This window comes from Acidicapsa dinghuensis (genome assembly GCF_025685685.1).
Lineage (GTDB): Bacteria > Acidobacteriota > Terriglobia > Terriglobales > Acidobacteriaceae > Acidicapsa > Acidicapsa dinghuensis.
In genome coordinates, this window is record NZ_JAGSYH010000002.1 from 261,241 (window position 1) to 287,130 (window position 25,890).

15 protein-coding genes, 4 tRNA genes and 1 pseudogene are annotated in these 25,890 nt (G+C 54.9%); 11 read left to right on the top strand and 9 right to left on the bottom strand.

The features are described 5' to 3' along the window. Positions 1-9: 9 nt before the first annotated feature. Positions 10-1,335, bottom strand: coding sequence for an asparagine synthase-related protein (locus OHL22_RS04630; RefSeq protein ID WP_263333744.1), 1,326 nt, complete (start codon positions 1,333-1,335; stop codon positions 10-12). Between the two features lie 363 nt (positions 1,336-1,698). Here OHL22_RS04630 and OHL22_RS04635 point away from each other — a divergent pair, with 363 nt between their 5' ends. Further along, complete coding sequence (locus OHL22_RS04635) at positions 1,699-3,084, top strand: NAD(P)/FAD-dependent oxidoreductase (protein ID WP_263333747.1); 1,386 nt, start codon at positions 1,699-1,701, stop codon at positions 3,082-3,084. After that, positions 3,074-3,883, top strand: a complete 810-nt coding sequence (locus tag OHL22_RS04640; protein ID WP_263333749.1) for an alpha/beta fold hydrolase — start codon at positions 3,074-3,076, stop codon at positions 3,881-3,883. The genes OHL22_RS04635 and OHL22_RS04640 overlap by 11 nt, the downstream gene beginning before the upstream one ends. A gap of 220 nt (positions 3,884-4,103) precedes the next feature. Here the strand turns inward: OHL22_RS04640 and OHL22_RS04645 are convergent. After that, a tRNA-Sec gene (locus OHL22_RS04645) sits at positions 4,104-4,198 on the bottom strand. A gap of 92 nt (positions 4,199-4,290) precedes the next feature. Between OHL22_RS04645 and selD the strand changes: the two genes are divergently transcribed. The 7 genes and pseudogenes from selD to OHL22_RS04680 all read left to right on the top strand — a co-directional run. Then, positions 4,291-5,322 (top strand): selenide, water dikinase SelD, encoded by a 1,032-nt coding sequence (gene selD / locus OHL22_RS04650; RefSeq protein WP_263333751.1) that lies wholly within the window; start codon positions 4,291-4,293, stop codon positions 5,320-5,322. Between the two features lie 42 nt (positions 5,323-5,364). After that, positions 5,365-6,843, top strand: a complete 1,479-nt coding sequence (gene selA / locus OHL22_RS04655; RefSeq protein WP_263333753.1) for an L-seryl-tRNA(Sec) selenium transferase — start codon at positions 5,365-5,367, stop codon at positions 6,841-6,843. Further along, complete coding sequence (gene selB / locus OHL22_RS04660) at positions 6,836-8,782, top strand: selenocysteine-specific translation elongation factor (protein WP_263333755.1); 1,947 nt, start codon at positions 6,836-6,838, stop codon at positions 8,780-8,782. Before selA ends, selB begins: the two co-directional genes overlap by 8 nt. 108 nt (positions 8,783-8,890) lie before the next feature. Further along, positions 8,891-9,154: a carboxymuconolactone decarboxylase family protein gene (locus tag OHL22_RS04665; RefSeq protein WP_263333757.1), complete on the top strand. Its 264-nt coding sequence runs from the start codon at positions 8,891-8,893 to the stop codon at positions 9,152-9,154. Between the two features lie 51 nt (positions 9,155-9,205). Next, positions 9,206-9,472 carry a carboxymuconolactone decarboxylase family protein gene (locus OHL22_RS04670; protein ID WP_263333760.1) on the top strand — a complete coding sequence of 89 codons (267 nt, stop codon included), beginning with the start codon at positions 9,206-9,208 and terminating at the stop codon, positions 9,470-9,472. Between the two features lie 16 nt (positions 9,473-9,488). Further along, positions 9,489-9,824 carry a thioredoxin domain-containing protein gene (locus OHL22_RS04675; protein WP_263333761.1) on the top strand — a complete coding sequence of 112 codons (336 nt, stop codon included), beginning with the start codon at positions 9,489-9,491 and terminating at the stop codon, positions 9,822-9,824. A 12-nt stretch (positions 9,825-9,836) separates the two neighbouring features. Continuing rightward, positions 9,837-10,214 (top strand): annotated as a pseudogene (locus tag OHL22_RS04680) (deiodinase-like protein); the annotation flags it as partial. A gap of 212 nt (positions 10,215-10,426) precedes the next feature. Here the strand turns inward: OHL22_RS04680 and OHL22_RS04685 are convergent. Further along, positions 10,427-13,744 (bottom strand): carboxypeptidase regulatory-like domain-containing protein, encoded by a 3,318-nt coding sequence (locus tag OHL22_RS04685; protein ID WP_263333763.1) that lies wholly within the window; start codon positions 13,742-13,744, stop codon positions 10,427-10,429. A gap of 679 nt (positions 13,745-14,423) precedes the next feature. On the opposite strand from OHL22_RS04685, the gene OHL22_RS04690 reads away from it, so the two are divergent. Beyond that, complete coding sequence (locus tag OHL22_RS04690) at positions 14,424-15,896, top strand: hypothetical protein (RefSeq protein ID WP_263333765.1); 1,473 nt, start codon at positions 14,424-14,426, stop codon at positions 15,894-15,896. A 212-nt stretch (positions 15,897-16,108) separates the two neighbouring features. Here the strand turns inward: OHL22_RS04690 and OHL22_RS04695 are convergent. The 4 genes from OHL22_RS04695 to purL all read right to left on the bottom strand — a co-directional run bounded on the left by OHL22_RS04695 (position 16,109) and on the right by purL (position 20,462). Beyond that, positions 16,109-16,183, bottom strand: a tRNA-Cys gene (locus OHL22_RS04695). An 80-nt stretch (positions 16,184-16,263) separates the two neighbouring features. Beyond that, positions 16,264-16,338 (bottom strand) — tRNA-Gly (locus OHL22_RS04700). Between the two features lie 87 nt (positions 16,339-16,425). Continuing rightward, positions 16,426-17,856 carry an amidophosphoribosyltransferase gene (gene purF, locus OHL22_RS04705; RefSeq protein WP_377819144.1) on the bottom strand — a complete coding sequence of 477 codons (1,431 nt, stop codon included), beginning with the start codon at positions 17,854-17,856 and terminating at the stop codon, positions 16,426-16,428. Positions 17,857-17,981: 125 nt separating this feature from the next. Continuing rightward, a complete protein-coding gene (purL, locus tag OHL22_RS04710; protein ID WP_263333769.1) occupies positions 17,982-20,462 on the bottom strand; it encodes a phosphoribosylformylglycinamidine synthase subunit PurL in 2,481 nt (826 codons plus the stop codon). A gap of 169 nt (positions 20,463-20,631) precedes the next feature. On the opposite strand from purL, the gene OHL22_RS04715 reads away from it, so the two are divergent. Beyond that, positions 20,632-20,719 (top strand) — tRNA-Leu (locus OHL22_RS04715). Between the two features lie 338 nt (positions 20,720-21,057). Here the strand turns inward: OHL22_RS04715 and OHL22_RS04720 are convergent. Continuing rightward, positions 21,058-23,334: an alpha-galactosidase gene (locus OHL22_RS04720; RefSeq protein ID WP_263333770.1), complete on the bottom strand. Its 2,277-nt coding sequence runs from the start codon at positions 23,332-23,334 to the stop codon at positions 21,058-21,060. Positions 23,335-23,378: 44 nt separating this feature from the next. Then, positions 23,379-25,769, bottom strand: coding sequence for a glycoside hydrolase family 95 protein (locus OHL22_RS04725; protein WP_263333771.1), 2,391 nt, complete (start codon positions 25,767-25,769; stop codon positions 23,379-23,381). Positions 25,770-25,890: the final 121 nt, after the last annotated feature.

Consider the following 25,890-nt stretch of genomic DNA (forward strand, 5'->3'; position numbering starts at 1 on the left):
TCTGCTGCCTCACTGATACAGTGCGAGAAATTGGCTTCGATAATCACCTTCGCGGTAGGGCAGAGCGCGATGCAACGCATCTTCAGCAAGCGCTCCGTGCTGGAACCGACGCTTAGGGAACACGGGCATTTCGAGCCCGGTGAGTGCGGCAATTCCTCGTCTTACGATCTCTCCTTTGAGATCGTAGAGTTTCTCGTTACTGTATTCGGTCAGGCGGATGAACGGGATCGCTTCTGCGACAGAGATCAGGCTCGGCCGGGTATACGGGCTGAATCCCTGAAACCCAAAATGATGCGTCGGAGCATAGGTGCGTGCGTACGACCGGCTGAGTCCGCCGCTATAGGTTAGTGAATGCTTGATTTTACCGACGCCCCAGCCTTCCTGGTAAAGCATCGGGTTGTGAATGACGCTGCGTATGGTGAGTTCGGGGTTTTGTTCTATGGGATAATCTTTGAGATTCTCGTCGCCACCATCTCCATCCAGCAAGAACCGCCAATCCGGATAACGAGTGCGAATGCCTCGGCAAAGCGCAACTGCCATCGTTGCTGATTGGATGTCCAAGGGCTTGTAGTCTTCGACGATTCGAATCGTCTCCTGAATGTTCAGTGCACTCTGGTCAGCTTCGATTGTTTCGAGGTACATGTCCAGACCGAGAAAGTGTAGAAAGGTGCGAGCCTGTTCGGCATCAGGACCGTTGCCGAGATCGAGCACGAATGCTTTGAGCCGTGCCAGATGCATACCGCGCTTTCGCATCACGTGGAGTGTGGTGAGAAACACGCTGCCACTATCGATACCGCCTGAGAAGCAAACACCTATCGGCTCGCTAGATGGAAGATGATCAAGCCATTGTGCGATCTCTTCGGCGAGCGCTGCGATGTAGGCCGTTCCGATGTGATCGAGATCGGGCGGAAGAGTCGCCATTTCAGGAGAGAGGAATCGCGTGTAAACAGGATCAGGATCGGGGCAACCAATGAGTTGAAGCTCAACGACATGATGCGCCGGCACCATGCGCGTGTAGCTAGGATGGAATTGTGCAGCGAGGCCTTCATCGCGTAGCCATTCGCGAATCGTATCGATTCTGGAAGAGATGATGAGCATTGGACCAGCCTGCTGCTTGGCGAGGAAATAACGCATCGGACGATCGAGCGAGCGCGCCATGCGCACCGTCTTGCCCTGATTAGCGACCAGAGCAAATGAACCAGCCAACCTCGCGATTTCACCCGCAGGGCTCTCAAAGAGCATCCGTTCCGCTTCTTGAACTGTTGTTCCGTAGAGATCGTTTACAGACGGCTCGATGAGATTTACGATGCGTTCGATATAGTGGTGACTTGTCACATAGACCTCGCAAAACTCAACTTTATCACTTGGCAAGCGATGTCTGAACGAAGCGTATTGGCAGCGACAACGATCCTCTTCACCATCTGAAAAGTATTTGGCTTGCATTCGCGACAAAACCGTATTTCCAGCTCAAGATACACAAAATAAAGCAACTCCTCTTCAATCAGTTCCAGACAGAACCGTGCAAGAACCCTAGTGATCTCAATCAGATGATGGAGCTGGAATTTGCAATGGTTCTCCACCGTTGGATGGATGCTTGACAGGATTTCTTTCGATACAGTTGCCGTACATTCCTCCTGGCCTATTGGCTCGGTACAAATTGTTACCCTGCTTCAGACTTTTGCCATCTGACGACCTAACATGGTGGAGACACAACTAAACAATCCTCTTGTTATCGAGACTGACGCGGTGGTTCTTGGAGCTGGGCTCGCCGGTATCTCAGCGGCCATTCATCTGGCTCGAAAAGGCTTCCGTGTTCTTTGCATTGAGCAGCGGACGGACATTCGCAACAGTGTTGGCGAATCGCTCGACTGGTCTGCACCCGAATTGTTTGCGAAGCTAGGTCTCTCCATGGAAGCGCTTATCGCTGCCGGAGCGGCGACATGGAAGCGTCACATCACCGTGATCGGCCAAGAGTGCGGCGAGAATCAGTACCTGCCAGGAGCGTGGCTTGCTGAGTCGCCATGGAATGTAGAGATCAGGACTCTTCATCTCGATCGAGAGAGGGTCGATGCATGCTTGCGCGACACTGCACAGAGGATTGGCGTCTCAACTCTGCATGAGCGCGTGGCTGACTTCTGCATACTCGACGAACCAAGCACTCGCCATCGCCGTGTCATTGGACTGCGAACGCAACAAGGCACATTTGTCCGTGCCTCGTGGTTTATTGATGCCTCTGGATCGGATGCGAGTCTACTCGCTCGACGTTTCCGTCTGAAGCCGGTCACGTACGGTCCGCGCAAGGTTGCGATATGGGCGCATCTGCCGACTCAGGATTGGGCCGACGGCACTGCGCTTTATATGCTCAGTTCGCCTGGTAAATACATGGAGTGGATCTGGGAAATTCCGATCCAGCCGGGTATCAGCAGCATCGGCTATATAGCTTCTGGGGCAAGTATCAAAAGGCAGCGCTCAAAAGGGCTCAGACCGCAAAGGATACTGGCGGACAAGTGCGCAAACTTCCCGCGTCTGCAAAGCCTTGTAGAGCAAACAGGAGCGTTTCACACGAGGTCAACGACTTTTACTTGCCGTACGTATCGGGGGATTTGCGGAGCAAACTGGATCATTGTTGGCGAAGCCGCTTCACAATCCGATCCCATCACTGGTAACGGCGTCACTGCTGCACTTCGGCACGCCGAGGAAGCAACGGCACTGATCTGCCGCTATCGTGACCGGGGGACAATTCCACCCTTCGCCCGTGCGGTCTACGATCATCGAGTCTCTACCGTCGGCCGATACTTCAACAGTCTCATCGAAAATCTGTTCTATCAGCCTGCACTCCGGGATCGCGTTGGTCTTTTTCCAACTGCGCGTATCTACACCGTACCGGCATGGCTTCTCAATCTTGTTTACACACGCCTGCGTCCGGACGGGGTTTTTAGAACGTTGCTGATCAGCTTTCTCATGAGCAGCATTCGTTTATCCGTGTGGACTGCGTTTCAAGGCGGCTCGCTCGTGAATCGCCTGCTTCCGAATTCGTCGCCTGACAGAATGAGTACCGCAGAGGAGCAATCGTATGCGTTTTAGCTCCCATGGCTGTGGCGAGGCGGTGCTCTTGATTCACGGGATGCCGACAAATGGTCATCTCTGGGATGATGTGGTCCGGTTGCTTTCGCGCTCCTACCAGTGTTTCGCAGTGGACTTGCCGGGAAAGCACGGCACGCCATTCGTGCCATATGGGCCCAGCTATTTCAAGGAAGTGGCTGATCAGATCGAGCAAGTACGCATTCGCAGCCGCGTTGAGTGCTGGCATGTTGTAGGGCATGACGGTGGCGCTGCCATAGCTGTGCAGTACGCGCACTATTACCCGCAGCGTGTTCGCTGCCTCTCTTTACTATCTCCAGCCGTGTTCAGCGACTTGCGCCCGCCCTTTCCGCTCAGTCTGCTGCGAATCCCTATCCTGGGAGAAATCCTGGCACCGCTCGTGCACATTCTGTTCTGGCAAATCATTATGCGTCGTGCCATGCCAAATGCGTGCACCGCAGCTCAAAGAGAGAGTTTTCAGAGCGAATTCGTGGGGCTGTCGGCCCCATGGCAGTTCATGCAGCTTGTGCGTTGGGGGAAGCCCGAGATGGTCTTCAAAGATTTTCCGCAGATTCTGCGGAACCTCACTTGCCCTACGCTCCTGATTCATGGATCTCGTGATGTTTTACCGGCATCTTTCGCGCGCCGCGCGTCTGAGATGATTCCACATTCAAAGCTTGCGATGTTCGATTCGGGTCACTTCATACCGCTCGAACAATCAGACAAGGTTGCAGCTACGCTTGACGAACTATTTCGTCTGCGTGCAGCAAGGAATGACGTGGCTACTTTGGTGCATGTATAGCTCTAACGAATCCGGAACCGCTTCATTGCCGCACTGAAGCCAGGAATATTCGATCAGCTTTACTGCTCCATCGAAAGATGGATGAGAAAAAGCCGCATGGTCAGATATATTCACAATTCAGTCGATCCTGCACATTAGTCCATGAGCTTTTGCCGGATCGTTTGTTGGAGTCGTACCTGAATCAATGTGATCGCTCCGCGGCGGATGCGATCACAAGCAATGGCGGAAGTGCGTGTGAGTCGAACACACCGTCGCCCGTGGAGGACGACCGCCGGTTTTGAAGACCGGGAGGATCACCGGAGCCCAGGCACTTCCTGCATTAAGGAACCTCCCAACTATAATACGGACTCATTTGCGATGGCGCTGCAAGAACGGCGATTCGAGAGGAAACGGCTTCTTCATCTCCTATGAAACTGACACAACAAGTTAAGGCCGGCGGATGCGCCAGCAAGCTCGCTCCCGGCTCGCTCAGAGCGGTGTTGGATGGACTCCCCACTCAATCCGATCCGAATCTGCTGGTGGGATTTGATCACTCGGATGACGCCGGGATCTACAAGATTGGCGACGATTTGGCTTTGGTTCAAACCGTCGACTTCTTCACGCCGATGGTCGATGATCCGTTTACTTTTGGGCAGATTGCGGCGGCAAATGCATTGAGCGATGTATATGCGATGGGCGGCAAACCTGTAACGGCACTGGCGATTGTTTGTTATCCCCAGGATGGGGATCTTGCGATTCTAGGCCAAATGATGCGCGGTGGCCTGAGCAAGATGGCCGAAGCTATCTGCACTGTTGTGGGCGGTCACAGCGTTCGCGACGCAGAGATGAAATTTGGCTATTCTGTTACTGGCATGATTAGCTCAACACGCGTGCGCACCAATGCCGGCGCTCGGGCTGGAGATACGCTGATTCTTACGAAGCCCCTTGGAACTGGCGTCATTACAACGGCACTGAAACAGGGTAAGGCAAAGGATGAATGGGTAGAAGCTGCGATCCAATCCATGACCACGCTAAATCAGCATGCGGCCGCGATCGTGTCGATGCATGATGGGATACATGCGATGACGGATGTGACAGGCTTCGGGCTCATGGGGCATGGACGCGAGGTCGCGATGGCGAGCAAAGTGGTGTTGGAGATTGATACAGAGAACGTGCCACGGCTTACGGGCGCTTTGGATGCCATCAAACTTGGTTCGGTTCCTGCGGGATTGCTGGCCAATCGCGAGTACGCAGAATGTATTGTTACAGAGGATTCGCCTGGCACCGTTCCGGGCGATCTTCGGACGCTGATGTTTGATCCACAGACATCCGGCGGTTTACTGATCAGCGTAAGCGAGGAGCAATCTGAAACTCTGCTTAGATCGATGCATCATGCTGCAATTCCCGCAGCAATCATCGGGAGAGTGAAAGAGGGAGATCCCGCAATCCTTCTGCGGTAGTTTTAGCGCCTGAACAGAATGAACATAGAGGAAACTGGCGAGATGACGCTGGAGATAGACTCAACCGGCTCTTTCAAAGAGATGCTCTATCGTGAGCTACCTTCAGTGAGTGACGTTCTGCTTGATCCGCGGGTACAACGGCTCAAGCAGACGTACTCGCACGGTGCTGTTGTGAATGCTGTCCGCGCCGCGATTGAAGAAATTCGGTGCGAGATTACCCGCATAGAACATTCACAGTCGACGCTAATCAGTCGCATTGCCCAATTGCCTGAAACGATTGAGTCCCAATTGCTAAGTGCACCCAGATACTCTTTGCGACGTGTCGTCAATGCCACAGGAGTAGTCCTGCATACGAATCTGGGCCGCTCACCATTGAGCCGGGCAGCATTGGATCATATCGCCGAGATTGCAGGTGGCTACTCCAATCTTGAGTTTGATCTCGAACGTGGTGAACGCGGAAAGAGAGACCAGCATATTGAGTCGTTGTTGCTTACTCTCCTCAGCGATCGAGAGGAAAGAGAGACTCTTGCTGAAACCTATGGCGCCACCATAGTGAATAATTGCGCGGCTGCGACATATCTCGCCTTGCACGCGCTGGCCAAGGGAAAAGAAGTCATTGTCTCGCGCGGAGAGCTCGTTGAGATTGGCGGCGGATTCCGCATTCCTGAAATTCTGAAGGAGTCAGGAGCATTACTGAGAGAAATCGGCACAACGAACAGAACTAAAGTTGCCGACTACGAGAATGCCCTTTCAGCGAATACGGGCTTGATCCTGCGCGTGCATCAGTCCAATTTCAGCATGGATGGGTTTGTAGAGCGGCCATCGCTTGAGGACCTCACCGCTCTTGGGAAGCGCGCGAATATCCCGGTTTTTGAAGATCATGGAACCGGGTTGCTGCATGCATTGGAACCTTATGGGATTCAAGGCGAACACACCTGGGCCGAGAGCTTAAGTGCAGGATGCGACCTCGTGGCTGTAAGCGGCGACAAGCTTCTGGGCGGGCCGCAATGCGGCATCCTTACAGGAAACAGGCAGCTTGTCGATCAGATAAGACGTGATTCTCTCTTTCGTACTTTTCGTGTCGACAAGCTTGGATACGCCGCATTGGAAGCAACTTTGATGCAGTACGTTGACGGCTCGTTCGATGGCATACCGATTCTCAAAACGATCGCGACACACGGAGAAGAGATCGAGAAACGCTGCCGATCCATTGCGGATGTTCTCGACAGTTCCAGGCTCTCTGTGAAGATCAAAGAGGTCGAAAGCCTGGTGGGCGGCGGCACAACTCCCAAAGCGAGACTGAAGAGTGTCGCTATCTCGCTTCGGCATGCAGATCTCACAGCACAGGAGTTGCTCGGCGCACTACGAAGACTTGATCCCCCGGTCATCGCTCGGATCGAAGAGGATCACGTGCTTCTGGATCTTCGCACGGTCGAGCCTTCCTATGACAAGTTTTTGGCGGAGACGATTAACGTATTATCGTCCTCGCAAGTAACAGCCGGGAGGAATGTGCTTGGCTGACATATCCACGCGTCCTGACAGCCAACAGCCAGTGGCACATATGTTGCCCAGAACCGTCGTGATTGGGACGGCTGGCCACATTGATCATGGAAAAACAGCTCTCATTCGAGCGTTAACGGGAGTGGACACAGACCGGTTGCCTGATGAAAAACGGCGTGGCATCACCATTGATTTAGGCTTTGCTTCTTTCGATACCAGCGCTCACGACGGCTCGCCACTTCAGTTGAGTTTCATTGACGTCCCTGGGCATGCTCGCTTTGTTCGCAATATGTTGGCAGGCGCCGGAGGAATTGACGCCGTCCTGTTAGTGATTTCAGCGGAAGAAGGCGTAAAGCCTCAGACTGAGGAACATCTGGCGATTTGCTCCATCCTGGGTATCGAGTGTGGACTCACCGTGCTTACCAAAAAAGATGCCGTCGATTCGAACCGTCTGAAAGAGGTCCGATCGTCAGTGAAGCAGTTCCTGAGCACTACGTTTCTTTCCTCCGAACCTCTGATTGAGGTGAGCGCATATACCGGCTTCGGGCTGGACACGCTGAAAGATGAATTGCGTAAGTTGGAGACGAGAATCTCCTGCCGGGATAGCGATCGCCTTGTGAGGTTGCCACTTGACCGGGCGTTCGCAATGAAAGGCTTTGGGACTGTGGTGACCGGAACGCTGATCTCTGGATCTGTTGCTGCGGGTCAAGAAATTGCTATCGAACCCGGAGCAAGAATGGCGAAGGTCCGTGGGATACAGTCGCACGGCCGAACGTCCAGCGAGGTTAAGGCCGCAACGCGCGTGGCGCTCAATCTGACCCGGCTGGAGACATCAGAACTGTCGCGAGGAGACACGCTGGTCGAGCCCGGAACTCTTGCAGCAGTAGACCTGGTGGATGTTGAGATCAGACTGCTCGCAACGTCACCCGTACTGAAGCATCGCGCGCGGGTTCATTTTCACGCGTTCGCCTCGGAATGCACGGCATTGGTGTTGATATATGGCTATACCTCGATTGATTCGGGTGGCAAATGTCTTGCGCGCCTTCGGCTGACGAAGCCAACTGTTTTGTTACCTGGAGACAGGTTTGTTCTACGATACGGAGCGTCTATTCAGACCATTGGGGGAGGCCGCATATTGGATGCGCACCCGGTTCAGCCATGGGTCAAATCGAGAGCGCAGACATGGCTGGAACAAATTCGTTGGGAGATTCCAGATCAGCAACTCGTGTTTCGCATAGCCCGGCGAGGAATGACAGGTATTCGGGAGTCACAACTCTCCGCCGAGGCCGGTTTGAGAGTTGAAGCGATTCACGCTCATCTCGCACAATCGATAAAGGAAGAAAATATTTATTTTCTCGATGACGAATTGCTAATCGTGCAAAAGGCTCTGTTGGACGCCACCACTCTCGTGGGCAAGGAACTCGAAAGACTTTTTCATTCATCTGGAATAGTGGGTGTCAAGAGATCGGCCGTGGGCAGCCAGATGCGCCTGCAGCCCGCTGTCTTCACATGGGCCCTGAGACGGCTTGCCAGAGCGGGAAAATTGCGGATTGTGAACGAGCTTCTGCTCCCGGGTGAAATCAATCACGATCAAACCGAGCATAACCAGGCAAAGATTGCCTCGATTTGCAGTGCTTACGAAAAGGCGGGGTTGGCCTCGCCGGCACCTGATGATCTGGCTTTAGAGCTTGGCGTGGAAAAGATGGAAATGCGGCGGTTGATCACGACTTTGTTGCGTGAACAGAAGCTGATCCGCCTTGGGAGCGATTCGCTCTGCATGCACCAGAAAGTACTGGCTCAGCTAAAAGAACAGATGCGCACGCTAAGAGGCCAATCGCTTAGTATCGCGGATTTCAAAGACATCACGGGAGTCTCTCGCAAATATGCAATTCCGTTGCTGGAATATCTCGATCGGGAGCATGTCACCCGCAGGCAAGGGAAAGATCGCGTTGTGTTGTGATTCTCTTGCAAGGCGGGTGAGCTAATCGGCGAAAATCTTCAACCGAAGGATGGATTCTTTCACACGATGGCGTCATGATATATTCCTCTTCAAATCGGAGAGATCTCCTTGGCTGATATCCCAACCAAGATTCAGTTAATTGAAGACGCAGACGCGGCGGGCGAAGCAGCCACAGTCTACGATGAGTGGCGTCAGAAATCCGGCAGGCAAAAGATGCCAGGCATTCTGAAGTGTTTCGGCCATCGTCCGGATTTCCTGCGTGATGTAATGAAGTTCGGCGACACCGTCCATTTCTCCGAAGGACATCTGAACCGCCGCCAAAAAGAGGCGATCGCCAGTTGGGTGTCGTATCTGAATCGTTGTCCATATTGACTGGACTCGCATGCCTACTTCCTGCGGGTTCAGGGAGCCAATGAAAAGACGGTGCTGGCGCTGGTCGAGGGCAAACTCGACGAAGCCGATCTCACAGGTGCCGAACGCGCTTTGCTGGACTACGTGGCGAAGGTGACGGAAGCCGCCTATCGGACGACGCCAGAAGATGTCCAGAACTTGCGCGATCATGGATGGACAGAGCCGCAAATCGCTGAGGCTGTTTACATAACGGCGATGTTTGCGTTCTTCAACCGCGTCGCAGATGCCTTTGGAATTTCACCGCAAGGCTACCTTGAGATGAATGGCCTGACGAAGTAGCCGAAGGGAGTTACAGATGAAGACACCCATAAAACGCTGGTTCCGCAACCGTTGGTTGCTCCGAACATGCGGCGTGCTGGTTGTTCTCTGGATTGTCTTCGTGGGATATATCGATTGGGCCATGCATCAGTCGCCCGAGGTCTTCGGACATGTGATGATGCATATGCCGATGCCGGCCTATTTCCTGTTTCCGTTTGAAACCATGTGGACCCAGGCCCGCTTTGGTCACGTAAATCCGGGCGATTCCGCTCCCGACTTTACTGTAAAAACCCTTGAGATCAAGACTCCCATGCAGCTGGGCTCGCTTTGGACAGAGAAGCCAGTTGTGCTCGTCTTCGGGAGCTATACCTGACCGCCTTTTCGGCGGGAGGTTCCCGCCCTGAACAAACTGGCTGGGCAGTACAAGGACAAGATTGCGTTCTACGCAGTCTACATCCTTGAAGCGCATCCCACAGATGTGTGGGAGATGCAGTCGAATGTGCGCGACCATGTGCTCTTTGCCAGTCCCAAAGATGAGAGCGAGCGGTTTTCTGTAGCTGGCGCCTGCGTACGCAAGCTTGGAATCAAATTCCCCGCGCTCGTTGATGGGTTCGACAATCGCGTCGAAGCTGCCTACACCGGATGGCCAGATAGGTTATATCTGATCGCTCCTGGCGGACGCGTGCTGTACAAGAGCAAGCCCGGACCTTTCGGCTTCGATCCCGATGATCTAGCTACAGCGATCCGGCAAAACATCAAATGATTACTGAAGCGCTGCGGCTGATCAACCATGGACATTCAGTCCTAACACTCGGCCTTTAAAAACTATCGCCGTGCTACAACTGAATGCCCGCGGTTCGCTCCTGTGCTGACACGACGTACTCAATGCGTCCTTGATGTCATCTCAAACATGGATCACCTGTTCCATGAAGGCGCCGTTTTTGCTGACATTCTACTTCTGCTCGTTCCAATCTGCTAATACATGAACTTCAATGCAAACTGCACCTGACGCGGAGACTCCGCCTCAAGGATGTGATTGAATGTCGGCGAACTGATGTCGCAATCAGGCAGTCTGAAGTTCGTGCGATTGAGGATATCGAACAGTTCCGCGCGGAACTGGAGCTGCTTTGACTCTGTCACCCTAATATTCTTGTGCGCAGCGAAGTCCCAGTCGCTATAAGCCGGGCCAATATTCACATTGCGGCCTTCCGTACCAAACTGCCCCGCGTTGGCGGTGGGATCGAGCCGTTGGTAAGCGCTGGTATTGATCCACGCGTTCACCGCGCGCGGCCCGTTATTGGGATTGCCGATGAGATTTGGGCGCTGCGCGGAAAATCCGGTGATCTCCGGTGCGCTGCCTTGCGCCGCAACGTCGTTGGAGTCGAAGACGGTGAACGGTGTGCCACTCATCAGTGTGGCAATGCCATCTAATTGCCAACCACCGAATGCCCACTGGTACCAGTTCTGGGGATGGTTCCAGAACGGAAGCGCCCATTCATAGCTGCCGACGAATCGGTTGCGCGCGTCGAACAGCGAGAGTCCACGTTCTGCTGCGAGATTGAATGGATCCTGGGCGAGATCGTTTTCGCCTGCGACTGGCTTCGCCGCCGATCCTGTTATGTTGAGCGACGAGACATCGTCGATGGTCTTCGACCACGTGTATGACGCGAGGAATGACAGCCCGTGACTGAAACGCTTGCGCATCGACGCTTCCAACGCGTTGTATGCCGAGTTGGCAATGCCTGCGATCTCGCCAGTCGATGAGAACACGCAACTGCTTGGCGAATCGGCGAGCGTGCAGCGGGAATAGAGTCGCCGCTGATCGGCATTGCTGGAATTCGATATCGGCTGGCCGTCGACATATCCGGGAACGAAAACCGCGGGGTTCGCTTCGATAAAGCGCGGCAGACGTGTGCCCTTGGTGCCGATGTATCCGACCTCGAACAACCAGTCTGACCCGAACGAGTGCTGCAGGTTCAAATCCCAATCCTGCGTATAAGGAAGCGTCAGCGACGGCGAAAGAGTCAGGTTCGTGAGTGATGGGGAGAATGTTCCTGGGACCGGAGGATTGCCGTTGAACGGATTTGCAAAGTCTGGCAAACTCACCTGCGGCGTTCCCAGGAATGGAGGTGCGCTTATCGGCGCCTGCAAAGGTCCTCCCTGCCCGGTGTAATAAGGCTCATAGAAGATACCGTACGAGGAAGTTATCAGTGAACGGCCATGACCATCCGGGTCCCACGCAAGGCCAAGGCGCGGTGCAAACGCCTTGTAATCGGTCTGAATCAGGCCTGCGGGTACTCCGGGATCTCCCGGATATAGGAGCCCCGTCGGTGCGTTTGGCATGACTTGGGACTTCTTCGCGGGCTCAAATAACGAGAGACGGTTGTGAATTTCGGTGTATGGGTAGGGCAACTCGTAACGCAGGCCGGCATTGATTGTGAATCGCGACGTGACCTTGTAAGTGTCCTGCACATACAAGTTCGCATTCTTGCCGGGAATCTCGCGTGAGAAATCGCCGATCCCCTGTAGGAAGACGACCGCCTGCCCGGTGAGGAAGCTGGCGAACGCGTCCGTTACAGGAAATGGCTCGAATACAAAGAAGCCGTTGGTCGCGATCCCTTGGAGCACATTGATCTTCTGATGCTGGTATCCGCCGCCGAATTTCAGCTCATGCTTGCCGCGCACCCAGCTCAGCGAGCCAGAGTAATCGAAGACGTTTTCGTAGGTGTTGCGCGGGCCGGTAATGGGATCGCCGACGTCAGCGTAACCATTCACCTGGATGAATGGCGGTCCAGCGGCAATATCGAGGCTCGGCTGGTATTGGAATCCAAGGCTTGAGGGCGACTCATGGTTCTCATGCTCGCCGAAGAGGAACTTATTGCGGAGAAACGAGAATCGCGCCACGCCGATGAGTGTTGGCGAGAAGGTGTGCGTTTCTTGTGCGACGAAGTTTTGCGCACGTTGGTCTTCGCCTACCGGAAAGCCTGGCACGCTGGCGCCGCCCGGCGATAGCGGATCAACCTGAGAGAGTTGGTAAAACATGTAGCGGAAGCTCAGCGTGTCGCGGGAGTCGAGGTAATGGTCAACTTTAATGCCGAACTGATCGCTATTATTGCTCAAGACTTGCGTCGTGGAGAACAGATTCGTGCCGGCATTCGGAAGCGGGAAGAAGCTCAGCAGGTTTTGTGAAACTGAGTTGATCTGTTCCTGCGGTACCTGATTATTCGGGTATGGTGCATTGGCCAGAACGTTGAAAAGCTGGTTCGACGGATTGTTGCAGAATCCCTCCGTGAAGCCCTCCGGGCAAAGTGCGGAGAAGTCGCCACCACGCTCCGCAACCGATGGCACTGTGGTTTCCGCGGTCTCACCCTGGCGATTGCGAAAGCCTTCATAGAAGCCGAAGACGAAGGTTTTATCCTTTTTGATCGGCCCACCAGCCGTAGCGCCAAACTGGTTCTGCTTCAACGGCTCCTTCGACTGCTCGGTATAGAAGTAATTGTTGGCGTCGAATACGTCGTTGCGCAGAAACTCCCATAAGGTGCCGTGGATCTGGTTCGTGCCCGACCGCGTGATGATGTTCGTAGTCGATCCGAGCGCGTTTCCAAACTCGGCGTTCGCGCTGTGCGTGATGATGCGGAACTCAGCGATAGCATCCACTGGCGGCTTGAGCACAAACCCACCGTCGACGCCATTGAAGTTGTTCGCGCCATCGATGAGAAAGTTGTTCGATTCAGGCCGCTGTCCGTTGACCGCGTAAGCTTGCCCATTGCGCAGCGATCCGCCCGCTTCAGCAATTCCAGGCGTCAAGGGAACAACTCCGGGCTGCAACAGACCAAGTTGCGCGAAGTTGCGTCCATTCAGAGGTAGATCCTCCAACTCACGCTGTTCCACAACCTCGCCCAGACTGGTAACGGTTGGCTCAATCAACTCGGCATCAGCGCTCACCTGCACCTGCTGCTTCTCCGATCCGACCGCGAGATGAGGAGAGACGGAAGCCGTTTCATTCACGTCGAGCGTGATGCCATCCTGCACGTATTCCTCGAAACCTGTCTCTGCGATCTGCAAGCGGTAGTGTCCGACGGGAAGTTCCAGAAGAACGTAATTGCCACTGCGATCAGTAGTCGTGCTGCGCGACAGGCCAGTTTCTACCTGCTGGGCTGTAACGGCAGCGCCCTGAATGACAGCGCCACTCGGGTCCGTAACTGTTCCGCGAATGTTTCCCGTGATTTGTTGAGCAGACAAACTGAGGCATGGAAGTATTGCAAATGCCAGCACATTGCGAACGACGTTCATATTCTTTTCGAATCTCCCAAAAGACTTTGCATGATGGCAGAGTGAAGCCAGTGGTTTGCGGGACATACCATTGACATGGATCGCCATGGCATACGCCAGCGAACGGACCGCATTGTCAACGGCTCCGTGAATTAGAGAATCCTGGCGAGGAACGCCAGTGGCAGGGGTCCCACCAAGCTCGGGGGAAATGATCACTTGAAGGGCTGCACGATGAACAGTACTAGCTAAATCGATGCACTGTCCTGCACCAGTGGATGGATAACTTACTCAACCCTTCGGTAGAGCCTCTCCGCAATCGGCCAACACATAATTTCAGCTTGGACTAAGACTTCTACGTATCAGCGGTCTTGATGCCGCTGCGTCGCAGTTCTTAACGCGATGAGGGTCGTTAGCGAGTTCGAGCGTCTTACGTTGACCTTCACCAAGCCAACTATGGGCAAACGGTGCTGGCGCAGAATCTCGCTGGCAGCGGATCGATCAAGGTCGGCATGCGCGGAATTCAAGGGCGCGTCGCTACACTTGAAGAGAAGCCTGCTGCGCGAAGTTAGACTGCGCGATCGGACGCCGGGCCGTTTATCTTTGCCGATCGTCGTGATTGCGAGGTGTAGAAGATGAGTATGAAGTTTATCGGAGCAGATTACACCGCAAGCATCGAAAGAGGCGGCATCGAGATGCAATCATGACCAGGTTGTTCCGGAGATATTGGGTGGCAAGTGCGCTGGCGTTTGTTTTCAGCACACTCCTGGCAGCGCAGGACATTCGGACTGTGTCCAGCCTTGAATTTCATTCGTCGAACACGGCGCTGAACGCGAGCTTTGCGTGGGCAAAGCAGCAGGCGCTGGCTTATGTGAGGCCGGGCACGGATTCGATTGGGCCCTGGTATGAGGCCGCGTTGCCGGGGCGCGATGCCTTTTGCATGCGCGACGTGTCGCATCAGACTGCAGGAGCAGCTGCGCTGGGCTTGTTTGACGCCAATCGCAATATGCTCGACCGCTTTGCTTTTTCGGCTGCGGCTTCGCAAAACTGGGCAGGCTATTGGGAGATCGACGGCAAAGGACAGCCATCTACAGCCGACTACCGTTCGGATGACGATTTCTGGTTCAATCTTCCGGCAAACCTTGATGTGCTTGATGCCATTGTGCGCATGTGGCGATGGACCGGTGACGATCGTTATCGCGATGATCCGCGCATGCAAACGTTCTTCCGCGAAACACTCACCGATTACCTGACGGAATGGCAACTGCAACCGGATAGCATTCTGAAACGGCCGCGCATTGCTAACCGGCGCTTGGAGAAGGGCGAATTTGTCGATGCCCGTGGCATTCCAAGCTACAGCGAAGGAACCAGAAATTTTATCTTCGGGGCCGATCTACTCGCTGCCGAATACCGCGCGATGCGTTCGTATCAGGAGATTGCTACAACTACAGAAGACAAGAAGCTTGCGTCAGAGTTGCGGAAGAAGGCTGATGCGATTCAGCACATTGTGGAGACGGTCGCGTGGTCGCAGGAGCAGGGTCATTTCCATGGGCCAATCCAGCAAGACCTGCAGGGATACGGCTCCGCTGACACGATGCTTCTTTACTTTGGCGCAGTGAAGAATGAAGAGCATCTGCGTCGGGCATTGGACTATGTCGCCAATCCTGCGTACTGGAAAAACATCAATATCGAGGAAGAGAGTTACGCTCCCGTTGTCCTGTTCCGCTATGGGCGCAGTGACGCTGCGTATCGCGTGCTCCTAGATATCTCCGATCCTGCCAAGCCGAGGCGTGAGTATCCGGAAGTATCTTATGGAGTTGTAGCAGGGCTAGTCTCTGGGGCCATGGGCATCGAACCTGCGGATGCAGGCGTTGCGTATGACGTACAGTCGCTACCGCAGCCGATGAAGGAAGACGATGATCTGTCCGTTTCCTCCTTGAGCATCCGCCACAACTTGCTTTCTCTTGCACAACACGGTGATACAGTGCAGCGGCTCACCAATCAAAAGGGGCCGGCGGTTCGCTGGAGAGCTGAGTTTCCGGGCACGGAGCAACGGCTGATTGTCGAAGGCAAACCAGTACGCGCCGAGCATGAAACGCTACCGGGAGGCAAGCCAATCAGTTGGACAATCGTTGTTGTTCCCGCAACCGCCTCCGTCAGCGTAAGTCGTCGATGAGCGTAAGGCTGCTGAGGCAAGTTTGAAGCGGGCAACAGGCGATCTACGTGCGAATCGGAATAGACGACCCGATGTGGCATGTAACAAGCGAGTGTTTTCTAGAGTTCTTCGAAAATCGGCCGGTTCTGAAGATTAGCAATGCTCACGACCGAGTATTTGCGACATCCGCAATTCATGGTCGAGAAAGAAATGTCGCGAGACTTTGAAAGAATTGGAGGCGCGGGTCGGGATCGAACCGACGCATAAAGGTTTTGCAGACCTCTCCCTTACCGCTTGGGTACCGCGCCTTGGCAGGGCCGTCTCTGTGTTCGTGAGGGATTGTAAACCAATCTGCCGTAGCCAGCCCGGCAGGCGCCGGAGGGCGGATTGGAGCGGGAGACGAGATTTGAACTCGCGACCCTCGCCTTGGCAAGGCGATGCTCTACCACTGAGCTACTCCCGCTTGCAACATTTCTGAGTATATAGGGGAGGGCCAACAGGGTCAAACCGGAAGGGCGGAAATCGCTGCCCGGCTTGCTTTTAGCCTAACCTATTGAGTTTCAGCCAGGCTTAGCTGCATCTGGTCAGGACGGAGTTCGCGGGCTGGCAGAATTTCATCCACATCGATCCATTGTGTTGGATATTTGCCGGTGTAGCAGGCGACGCAGAATCCACCGTTCTCTCCAGGTGCAAGCGGAGCGCCACAGGCATGGAGCATGCCGTCGAGCGATAGATAGGCAAGCGAATCTGCTTCGATAAACTGGCGAATCTCTTCGATGGATTTATTTGCTGCGATCAGGTCACGTTTGGATGGTGTATCGACACCGTAGAAGCAAGGAGAGACTGTTGGAGGACAACTGATGCGGAGATGGACTTCTTTCGCTCCCGCGCCACGCACCATACGGACGATTTTACGGCTGGTGGTGCCGCGGATGATGGAGTCGTCGATCAGGATAACGCGCTTGCCCTGAAGCAGATTGCGAACGGGGTTGAGCTTCAACTTAACGCCGAAATCGCGTACACGCTGCTCGGGCTCGATGAATGTGCGGCCTACGTAGTGATTGCGGATCAGTCCGAAGCGGAAAGGCAGGCCGGATTCGGCTGCATAGCCAAGGGCTGCGGTAACTCCGGAGTCGGGCACAGGGCAAACCAGATCGGCAAGAACGCCGGACTCGCGAGCAAGCTGACGGCCCATTTCTTCGCGACTCTCCTGCACCCAACGGCCATAGATGCGGCTATCCGGACGAGCGAAGTAAACCTGCTCGAAGATGCAGCTTGATTGTGGGACACCGGTGGCGTACTGGCGGCTGGTGACGCCATCCTGGGTAACCATGACGAGCTCGCCCGGCATAACATCGCGCTCGTATTCGGCTCGGAGAAGATCAAAGGCACAAGTTTCCGAGGCAAAGACAACCGTATCTGGGCCATCGGCATTGCGGATGCGTCCCATGGAGAGCGGCCGGAAGCCGCGCGGATCGCGCGCGGCGAAGATGCGGTCGCGGGTCATCATCACGATCGAGAAGGCGCCTTCGACCTGCGAGAGCGAATCTGCGATGGCATCGACCAGTGATCCAGCCTTCGAGTGGGCAATGAGCTGGACGATAATTTCTGAATCTGACGTGGTCTGGAAGTATGCTCCAGCGCGCTCGAGTCTAAGGCGAATGTTGCCGAGATTGATCAAGTTGCCGTTGTGCGCGATAGCGATAAGGCCTTTGGTGGACTCGACACGGATAGGCTGCGCATTGAGCAACGCTGAGTCGCCCGTTGTGGAATAGCGCGTGTGGCCGATGGCCATATCACCGGGCAACTTGCGCAGAACGTCTTCGGTGAAGATCTCCGAGACAAGGCCCATGCCTTTGATGTTGGAGAGATTCTGGCCGTTGGCTGTGGCGATGCCTGCGGACTCCTGTCCGCGATGCTGAAGAGCGTAAAGACCCAGATAGACCTGGCGCGCCGCATCGGGGTGGCCATGGACGGCCATGACTCCGCACTCTTCATGCAGTTCGTCACCGCCAGAATTAAATGCGCAGGGTCGAGGGATCGGAGATCCTTCCGGGGGCAGAACTGTGTCAGGAACACCAGGCACGTCCTGGTACATGAATTGGTTCATGCCGTCACCTCATCATGCAGAGCAGATTCGAGCGCAGAGGCCCAGACTTCCTTTAGTTCGGCTACAGATGCGGAGATAACCGGATCACCGTATATGGAAAGTTCCAGTCTGTCCCCACCGGTTGCGCCGATACGAGCCGAAAAGTAATTGCTTTCAGAGGCGAGCTTTTGAATCTCTGAGATATTAGCCTGTTTCGCTGAAACGATCACTGTGGACGCAGGTTCAGCAAAGACGCCGAAGAGTGGGTTTGCCATCAACGCAGGTTCCTGCTCAACCGTTGCGCCGATACCGTGACTAAAAGCCGACTCAGCGAGCGCCACGGCGATTCCACCATCCGACAGGTCACGGGCGGAGGAGATGAGTTTTTTATGAGCAAGAATGCCTAGCAGATTATGTAGCTCAGCTTCAGCTGCCAGATCTAGCGCTGGCGGGCGACCCCAGATGCTGCCAAGCACAACTTTTGCAAACTCCGAGGAGCCGAATGCAATAAGATCCGCGCTGGTTTCAGCTTCTGTGCCTTCCGGCTCTGCTTCATCGCGTGGCTTCACTTCGAGAGCAGGAAGCGGGTATTGGCTGATCGGAAGCGGTTCGAACGGCACTTTCAAGTCGGGATTCGGCTCTTCAGCGCGAGGGATGGGCCACAGCAGCAGAATGGCTTCTCCGGAGCGCTGGAAATCGGCTGGCACGGCCTTAGTTACGTCGTCAAGAATGCCCACGACTCCAAGAACTGGTGTGGGATAGATGCCTTCGCCACGTGTCTCGTTATACAGCGAAACATTGCCGCCGGTGATAGGGGTTTTAAGAGCCGTACAAGCCTCCGCGATTCCGTCAATGGCCGCAGAAAGCTGAGCCATAATCTCCGGTTTTTCTGGATTGCCGAAGTTGAGACAATTGGTTGCAGCGACAGGTGTGGCACCGGTCAATGCGACCTTGCGGGCCGCTTCCGCAACCGCGTGCATCGCGCCGAGTTTGGGATCTAAATAGCACCAGAGGCTATTGCCGTCGAGCGCCATGGCGAGGCCACGCTCGTGACGTGGCATGCCAGTCCCCTTGATGCGCATTACGCCGCCTTCTCCGCCGGGTCCTTGCACCGTGTTGGTCTGCACCATGGTGTCGTACTGTTCATGAACCCATCGCTTGGAGCTGACGTTGGCGCTGGCGAGAAGCTTTCTGAGATCAGCCGTGTAATTGCGAGGTTCGCTCAGAGCGACCTGGGCATCATCAGAGGGCTCGACAAGAACAGGAGCGCTCCACTCACCAACGGGACGGTGATAGATAGGTGCGTCATCGGTTAGGGATTCGTTGGGGATATCGGCGACGAGAACGCCGTGATGGCGGATGCGCAGACGTGATTCAGGCTTAACCGTACCAACGATCACCGCGTCAAGTCCCCACTTAGCGAAAACGTCGAGAACTTCCTTCTCGCGGCCCTTTTCGGCCACGAGGAGCATGCGCTCCTGGCTCTCCGAAAGCATGATTTCGTAGGAGTTCATGCCGGTTTCACGTTGTGGCACGTTATCAAGCTCTACATCGAGACCCACGCCGCCGCGCGCTCCCATCTCGCAGGTAGAGCACGTGAGCCCGGCTGCGCCCATGTCTTGAATGCCGACGATCGCGCCCGTCTTCATCGCTTCAAGACATGCTTCGAGAAGGAGCTTTTCCATGAACGGGTCGCCTACCTGCACGTTAGGACGCTTCTGCTCTGAGCCCTCTTTGAACTCTTCCGAAGCCATCGTCGCGCCGTGAATGCCGTCGCGACCAGTCTTGGCACCGACATAAATGACCGGGTTACCGACCCCAGCAGCCTTGCCATAGAAAATCTCGTCAATCTTGACCAGACCGAGTGCAAACGCATTGACCAGTGGGTTGCCTGAATAGCATGGCTCAAATTTCGTTTCGCCACCCAGATTGGGCACACCGAAACAATTGCCATAACCGGCAATTCCGCTGACTACTCCCTCGACAATCGAATGGTTTTTGCTGACCAGATCGTCGGCCTGGGAACCACGCTGAATTGGGCCGAAGCGGAGCGAATCCATCACGGCCAAAGGCCGCGCGCCCATCGTGAAAATGTCACGAAGAATACCGCCTACGCCGGTAGCCGCGCCCTGGTGAGGCTCAATATAGCTGGGATGATTGTGGCTCTCGATTTTGAACGCACAGGCCCAGCCGTCGCCAACATCGATGATCCCAGCATTTTCCCCGGGGCCCTGAACGACACGACCACTCTTGGTAGGAAGGCGCTTCAGGTGCACTTTCGAGGACTTGTAGGAGCAATGCTCGCTCCACATGACACTGTAGATGCCAAGTTCGGTGAGCGAAGGAACGCGTCCCAGTGCGGTCAGGATGCGTTCGTATTCGTCAGGAGTGATACTATGCTGCGCAAGAAGCTCAGGAGTTACCGTAGCCGGTGTTGGAGCCACGTAATTCTCTTCATTTGCGCCGGTGGATTGACCAGAGGAAGGTGCGGTTGTCATCGCGGTCTCTATTTCATTGTCGCATGGCTGTAACGTGACGGACGGCAGTCAACGATTGCTACGGCCACTGTGCTGAAGTTGAGATGAGGAAGGATTACGTCGATATTCGGCGTCACAGTGACTGGCATCTTCGGTTATGCGATACTGAAAATCGCAGATCCCACCTAAAGCCGGGATGGCGGAACTGGCAGACGCAGCGGACTCAAAATCCGCCGACCCTTGCGGTCGTGGGGGTTCGACCCCCCCTCCCGGCACCAACAAAAATGTGAGCGCGAATTTTCCACGAAAAGCCTGCCTTGGCGACGGCTTCAATTGTGTCAGCGATGGAATTCGAACCGTGCCATCTTTGGTGACGGATAATCCACACCCTACCCGTTCAGCTACCTCGTAACTGCATTTATTTGTGCAGCTTGTGCAGGTTCGAGTAGTTGGTTTTGGTGCGCGAATGAGATGATGTCACTCTGCCATTTAGAGCAAAATGAAGATGACCTTGCCTTACAACCGAGTGGGAAACGCTGATTTCTTGAGGAAATCAGCAATTCATCGGCTCGCCCCGGTATACCTACCCCGATTTTGCTTTTAAGCGGGCCGTTATTCACTGGGCTGCATCCTGCTTCAGCGTGAAAAATGCTGCTTGGAAATCGCCACGTAGAGAGACGTTGACTCCATGGTGCATCCAGTAATCTCCACTGGCTCTCGGCACAGTATCTTCAGCGAGTTTGCCTTCCTGCAGATGAAGACTGTACACCGCCTCCGGATCAAGTCCGCGCGGATAGAGCTGTGGATATGGCTTCCCTTTCTGACTGGAATGCAAAAAAGCAAAGATTGCAGCTTCACGGGCGTCACGCGACACCGATTCAGTCGCAGAATATTCGCTGCCTAGAGCAGGTGAGATTATCCGATAAAGCTCGCCATTCTGAACGGTGGCACGCACCGCCTTGTATTCAGCAATCAGTCTTTTCGCCGTCGCGAAATCTTCAGGCTTCCATTTGTTCAGGTTTGCGCCAATACCTAAGCTCCCCTGCATCGAAGAAAGAAACCGATATTCAAGAGAGGTCGACCGATCATTCATCCAGTTTGGAGAGTCGGTCACCCAAGCCATCATCACGCCCGGGGCGTAAGCATAGGTGAAACCATCCTGAATGCTGAGGCGGTCGAAAGGATCGGTGTTGTCGGATGGCCAAACCTCATCGGTCAAACGCAGGATGCCGAGATCGACACGCGCCCCGCCCCCCGAACAGGATTCGATTTCCACGTGCGGATGCTTTTCGCGCAGCTCGGTGAGAATGCTATAGAGGTTCTGCACATATTTCACATAGACCTCTTTCTGCTCGTCAAGCGGCGCAGCGGCCCATCCCGGCTCCGACCAATTGCGGTTGTAGTCCCACTTCAAAAACGCAATATCGTTCTCGCTGAGCAGCCGATCGAGGAACCCGTACACGTAAGCCCTAACATCATCGCGAGCGAGGTTCAGGACGAGCTGATTGCGGCCCTCAGTCCGTGGACGACCTGTGAAGTTCAAAACCCAGTCCGGGTGCTTCCGATACAACTCGCTGTTTGGGTTCACCATCTCCGGCTCGACCCACAACCCGAAATCCATACCCAACGCATGCACTTTGTCGATCAGGGGCTTCAAACCGTGCGGAAACTTTTCTGGATTCACATACCAGTCGCCCAGCCCCGCATGGTCGTCCTTCCTCTGACCGAACCATCCATCGTCCATCACAAAACGCTCGCCCCCGATGCTTGCAGCCTTTTCCGCCAGGGCCTCCTGCCCGGCTTCATTGACGTCAAAGCCTGTTGCTTCCCAAGAGTTGTAGAGAACAGGTCGCAGACGGCGATGTGGTGCTTGGGGCACGATGGAATCGAGTTCGAACCGGTGCAGCAGGCGCGAAGCGCCGCCGATTCCTGCATTCGAATATCCGCCGTAAAATGTGGGTGCTTCCAGAGATTCTCCCGGCGCAAGAACGTATGCGAAATCAAATGGCGTGTATCCACCCGTGACGCGCACCCGATCTTGCCAGTCAGTTTCGACATTGATCTGCCATGATCCGCTCCATCCGAGAGCGCCAAACCAAACTTCTCCAACGTCCTGATCAGGTTGACTGGAGCGTTCGATCGCGAACCATGGGTTTACCTCGTCCCCGGTAGAGCCACGGCGGCTCTCGAGAACTACCTTTCCTGGATGCAGCGGCATCTGCTGCAGATTCCATTCTCCCGCCCAACGGCCAGTGAGATAGCGCAACTGATAGTCATTGCTCGCGCCCAGGTTCCAAGTCGCAGCAAATGCTTGTTCGATCGTAAAGGGTAGCTTGGTTCGATTCTCGATCCGAGCCGAACGCGCAAGCACGCCGGTTTCGTCATCCATCCGGTAGATCAAATCAACGGCCACGTCACGGCTGATGTCCTTCAGCGAGACGGTCAAAGTGTTGTCTCGAATGGTGTGCGATACGTAATGCAGCACCAAGTCGCGATTCCCATCTGGAAAGGAAATCTTCAAATCCGGCACCACAACCAGGCCTCCGCCCCATCCCGTGAACTCCTGTGGAGTGGCGTTTACCGGCAGATCGAATGCTGAAGTTCCTCCATTGGTATGGGCCGGCAGGATGGGATCGGCAGATTGCAAGCGCTGTCCCCAATAGAGGTTCTGCAACTCTCCATTCTGATTCACGCCGAAGACGTACGAAACACCGCCTCCATCCATGCGAAAAGTATGCGACGTTTCGTTATAGAGAATCCGTCCCTGCGCAGCGCCCGTGGATTGGCCTATCGCTGGAGATACGAAACCACTCAGAGAAACGCAGAAGACGATGACCACGGAAATGCCGAGCCGGCGACACAATGAAAGTCCAATGATTCGTTCAGATCGCATGAAACCTCCTTGGTGCCAGCTTCCTTCCGGATTGGCTTGAGTGATCACCCAGCTTCCGGCTCTCGAAACATCGCAATGGATATGGACTGTTCCGTTCCCCCGCGCAGGTGTACCTTCGCGGTCCGGGATCGATATCGGACTGTCACATCTGTTTCGTGGTCCGCCTTGACAATCGCGGACGATAAGCGGCCACCTCGCCAGAAGATCGAGACAGTAATGCAACCGCGAGCGCGCAAACCCCGCACCGAGCCGGTGGGCCACGCAGATGGCAATGCGGGAAGGAGATGAAGCAGACCTCCTTGCGACTGCAATAGCATCTCGGCGACGCCTGCAGCCCCTGCCGTATTGCCATCAATTGCAAAGATATTGCTTTCTGCCCCGGCTACTCCGCCCCGCGAATACGTTAGCAATGAATCATCCGCAGCATGAGCGATAAGGCCGCATAGCTGGCGATGTGCCGCATCGGCATCCAAGAGCCTTGCGTAGTAATTCACCAGGTTTGCGCGGCTCCACTCCGTGTCCTCCCAGTTGGGTTGGTGAATCCGCCTCTCAATGGTCACGCGCGCGGCCGCCGCCAGCGCGGGAGTCTTGTCGGGAGAGATCTGGTCTTCGGGATAAAGAGCGATAAGGTGGGAGGTATGCCTGTGGTTTGGTTCGGCTTCTTCGAAGTCTTCGAGCCACTCCTGCAGCTGGCCATATTTGCCAATCTGCAACGGTGGCAAACTATCTTGCGCAGTGACGATTCGGGCACGCAACGTTTCATCAAGGCCAAGCGCTTCGGATGCCTGGATGCACGCCGAGAATAGTGAATAAACAAGGACACGGTCGCAGGTTGGCCCCATGGAATCCGAACATGGTTTCCCGGTATCGGGCGCAATAAACCAGTTTTCCGGAGAGTTGGAAGGGCCCGTGACAAGCCATTTCTTCGTTGGGTGCTCGATCATATACGAGAGGAAGAACCTTGCTGCATCGCGCAGCACTGGATAAGCTTTCTCGCGAAGGAAGGCCTGATCGCCGGTGAAGCGGTAATGTTCCCAGAGTTGCAGAGCGATCCAAACGCCACCCGTCATAAACATTCCCCAGCCGAGACCCCATCCCGGTGCGGAGTATCCCCAGGCATTAGTCACGACGTGCGCCACCCAGCCTTCCGCGCCATACATCTCCCGTGCCGTCTGGGAGCCACCAACGGTTAGTCTCTCTACTAACGCTGCCAGCGGAGCGTGACATTCACCAAGATTGCCAACCTCGCAAAGCCAGTAATTCTGTTGCGTGTTGATGTCGAGGTGAAAATCATCGGTCCACCCCATAGCGGCTGCAAGACCGTCGTTCCAGATGCCCTGCAACGCGAGCGGCAAAGGCGAATCTTCACGCGATCCTGCGATTGTCAGATAGCGTCCATATTGAAAAAACAACGCACATAGTCCGGGATCATCAGCGCCAGCCTCAAGACGCTTTCTTCGTTGATCGGTGGGCAGTTTCGAGAGATTTTCATCCTGCCCGAGATCGATGGAAACCCGGCGATACAGAGCGCTATGGTCTGCAATATGAGCTTCGCGCAAGGACTCGTAGGATCGCGACCGGGCAGCGCTCAGAGAAGTAGAGCAGGCTTCCTCAGGCTCACCTCCACGGAAGTCGCTCGCGATCGCGATCAACAGGGTGACTGCATCAGCAGCCTGAATCGCGATTCCCTCTTTGGAGCTATGCATCTGCCCAGATTCAGGAATGACTTGAATCTGACATTCGAAGCGTGTTCCGTGTTTTCCATCGCTATGCAGGCTCTCCCAGGCATGTCCGTAGAGAGCCAGAATTCCAGCTTCCGCAGTAATCTCTCCCGGTAACCGCGACTCCCCAAATGCAATGTTGCACGAAAGCTTGCCACGCTTGCTCGACTCGATTCGGACAACGATTAATTTGTCCGGATGTGAGGCAAATACCTCGCGATGAAACGTTGCGTCGCCAGCAGCAAATTCGACCCGCGCAATTGCTTCCTCCAGATCGAGGGAGCGCCGGTATCTGGAAGTCTCTGTCGGCAGTATCGTTTCAATCTCCAGGAATGCCATCGGCAAAGCTGTACCGAATTCGCTCCCATTGCCCAACAGGTTTTTCCGGCATAGTTCTTCGGCTTCCGTGTAGCGTCCTGCAAAGAAAAGGTTGCGAATTTCAGGTAAGGACTTCAGCGCGGCAGAATTAACGCCGTCGACAGCAACTGCGCCTGACCACAAGGTGCTCTCTGTCAGATGTAACCGCTCTCGAGACGCGCCGCCGAACACCATAGCCCCAAGCCTGCCATTTCCCACCGGCAGGGCCTGAAGCCACCGATCTGCCGGGTGCTCAAACCATATCGGCGTCTTCTTGATGTCCGGCATGGCAAGCGAGCTGTTGAGCGCGGCTGTAGCCATAGCGCCTAGCATAAAGTCGCGCCGATTCGATTTCATGCAAATAGCCTTTCAATACGCAGACGGATAGATGCTCTCATAGGAGCGCGTCCTCCATAAAAATGCGTGTACGTTCACGCCATCAAAATTACACATCCCTTCCCGAGTCTGTCAAAATCCA

What these genes read in the sequence shown, in the direction of transcription:
- OHL22_RS04635 (WP_263333747.1), top strand. Translation starts at nt 1,699, where the DNA reads ATGGTGGAGACACAACTAAACAATCCTCTTGTTATCGAGACTGACGCG.
- OHL22_RS04640 (WP_263333749.1), top strand. Translation starts at nt 3,074, where the DNA reads ATGCGTTTTAGCTCCCATGGCTGTGGCGAGGCGGTGCTCTTGATTCAC.
- selD (WP_263333751.1), top strand. Translation starts at nt 4,291, where the DNA reads ATGAAACTGACACAACAAGTTAAGGCCGGCGGATGCGCCAGCAAGCTC.
- selA (WP_263333753.1), top strand. Translation starts at nt 5,365, where the DNA reads ATGACGCTGGAGATAGACTCAACCGGCTCTTTCAAAGAGATGCTCTAT.
- OHL22_RS04675 (WP_263333761.1), top strand. Translation starts at nt 9,489, where the DNA reads ATGAAGACACCCATAAAACGCTGGTTCCGCAACCGTTGGTTGCTCCGA.
- OHL22_RS04685 (WP_263333763.1), bottom strand. Translation starts at nt 13,744, where the DNA reads ATGAACGTCGTTCGCAATGTGCTGGCATTTGCAATACTTCCATGCCTC.
- OHL22_RS04690 (WP_263333765.1), top strand. Translation starts at nt 14,424, where the DNA reads ATGACCAGGTTGTTCCGGAGATATTGGGTGGCAAGTGCGCTGGCGTTT.
- purF (WP_377819144.1), bottom strand. Translation starts at nt 17,856, where the DNA reads ATGGCCGTCCATGGCCACCCCGATGCGGCGCGCCAGGTCTATCTGGGT.
- purL (WP_263333769.1), bottom strand. Translation starts at nt 20,462, where the DNA reads ATGACAACCGCACCTTCCTCTGGTCAATCCACCGGCGCAAATGAAGAG.
- OHL22_RS04720 (WP_263333770.1), bottom strand. Translation starts at nt 23,334, where the DNA reads ATGCGATCTGAACGAATCATTGGACTTTCATTGTGTCGCCGGCTCGGC.
- OHL22_RS04725 (WP_263333771.1), bottom strand. Translation starts at nt 25,769, where the DNA reads ATGAAATCGAATCGGCGCGACTTTATGCTAGGCGCTATGGCTACAGCC.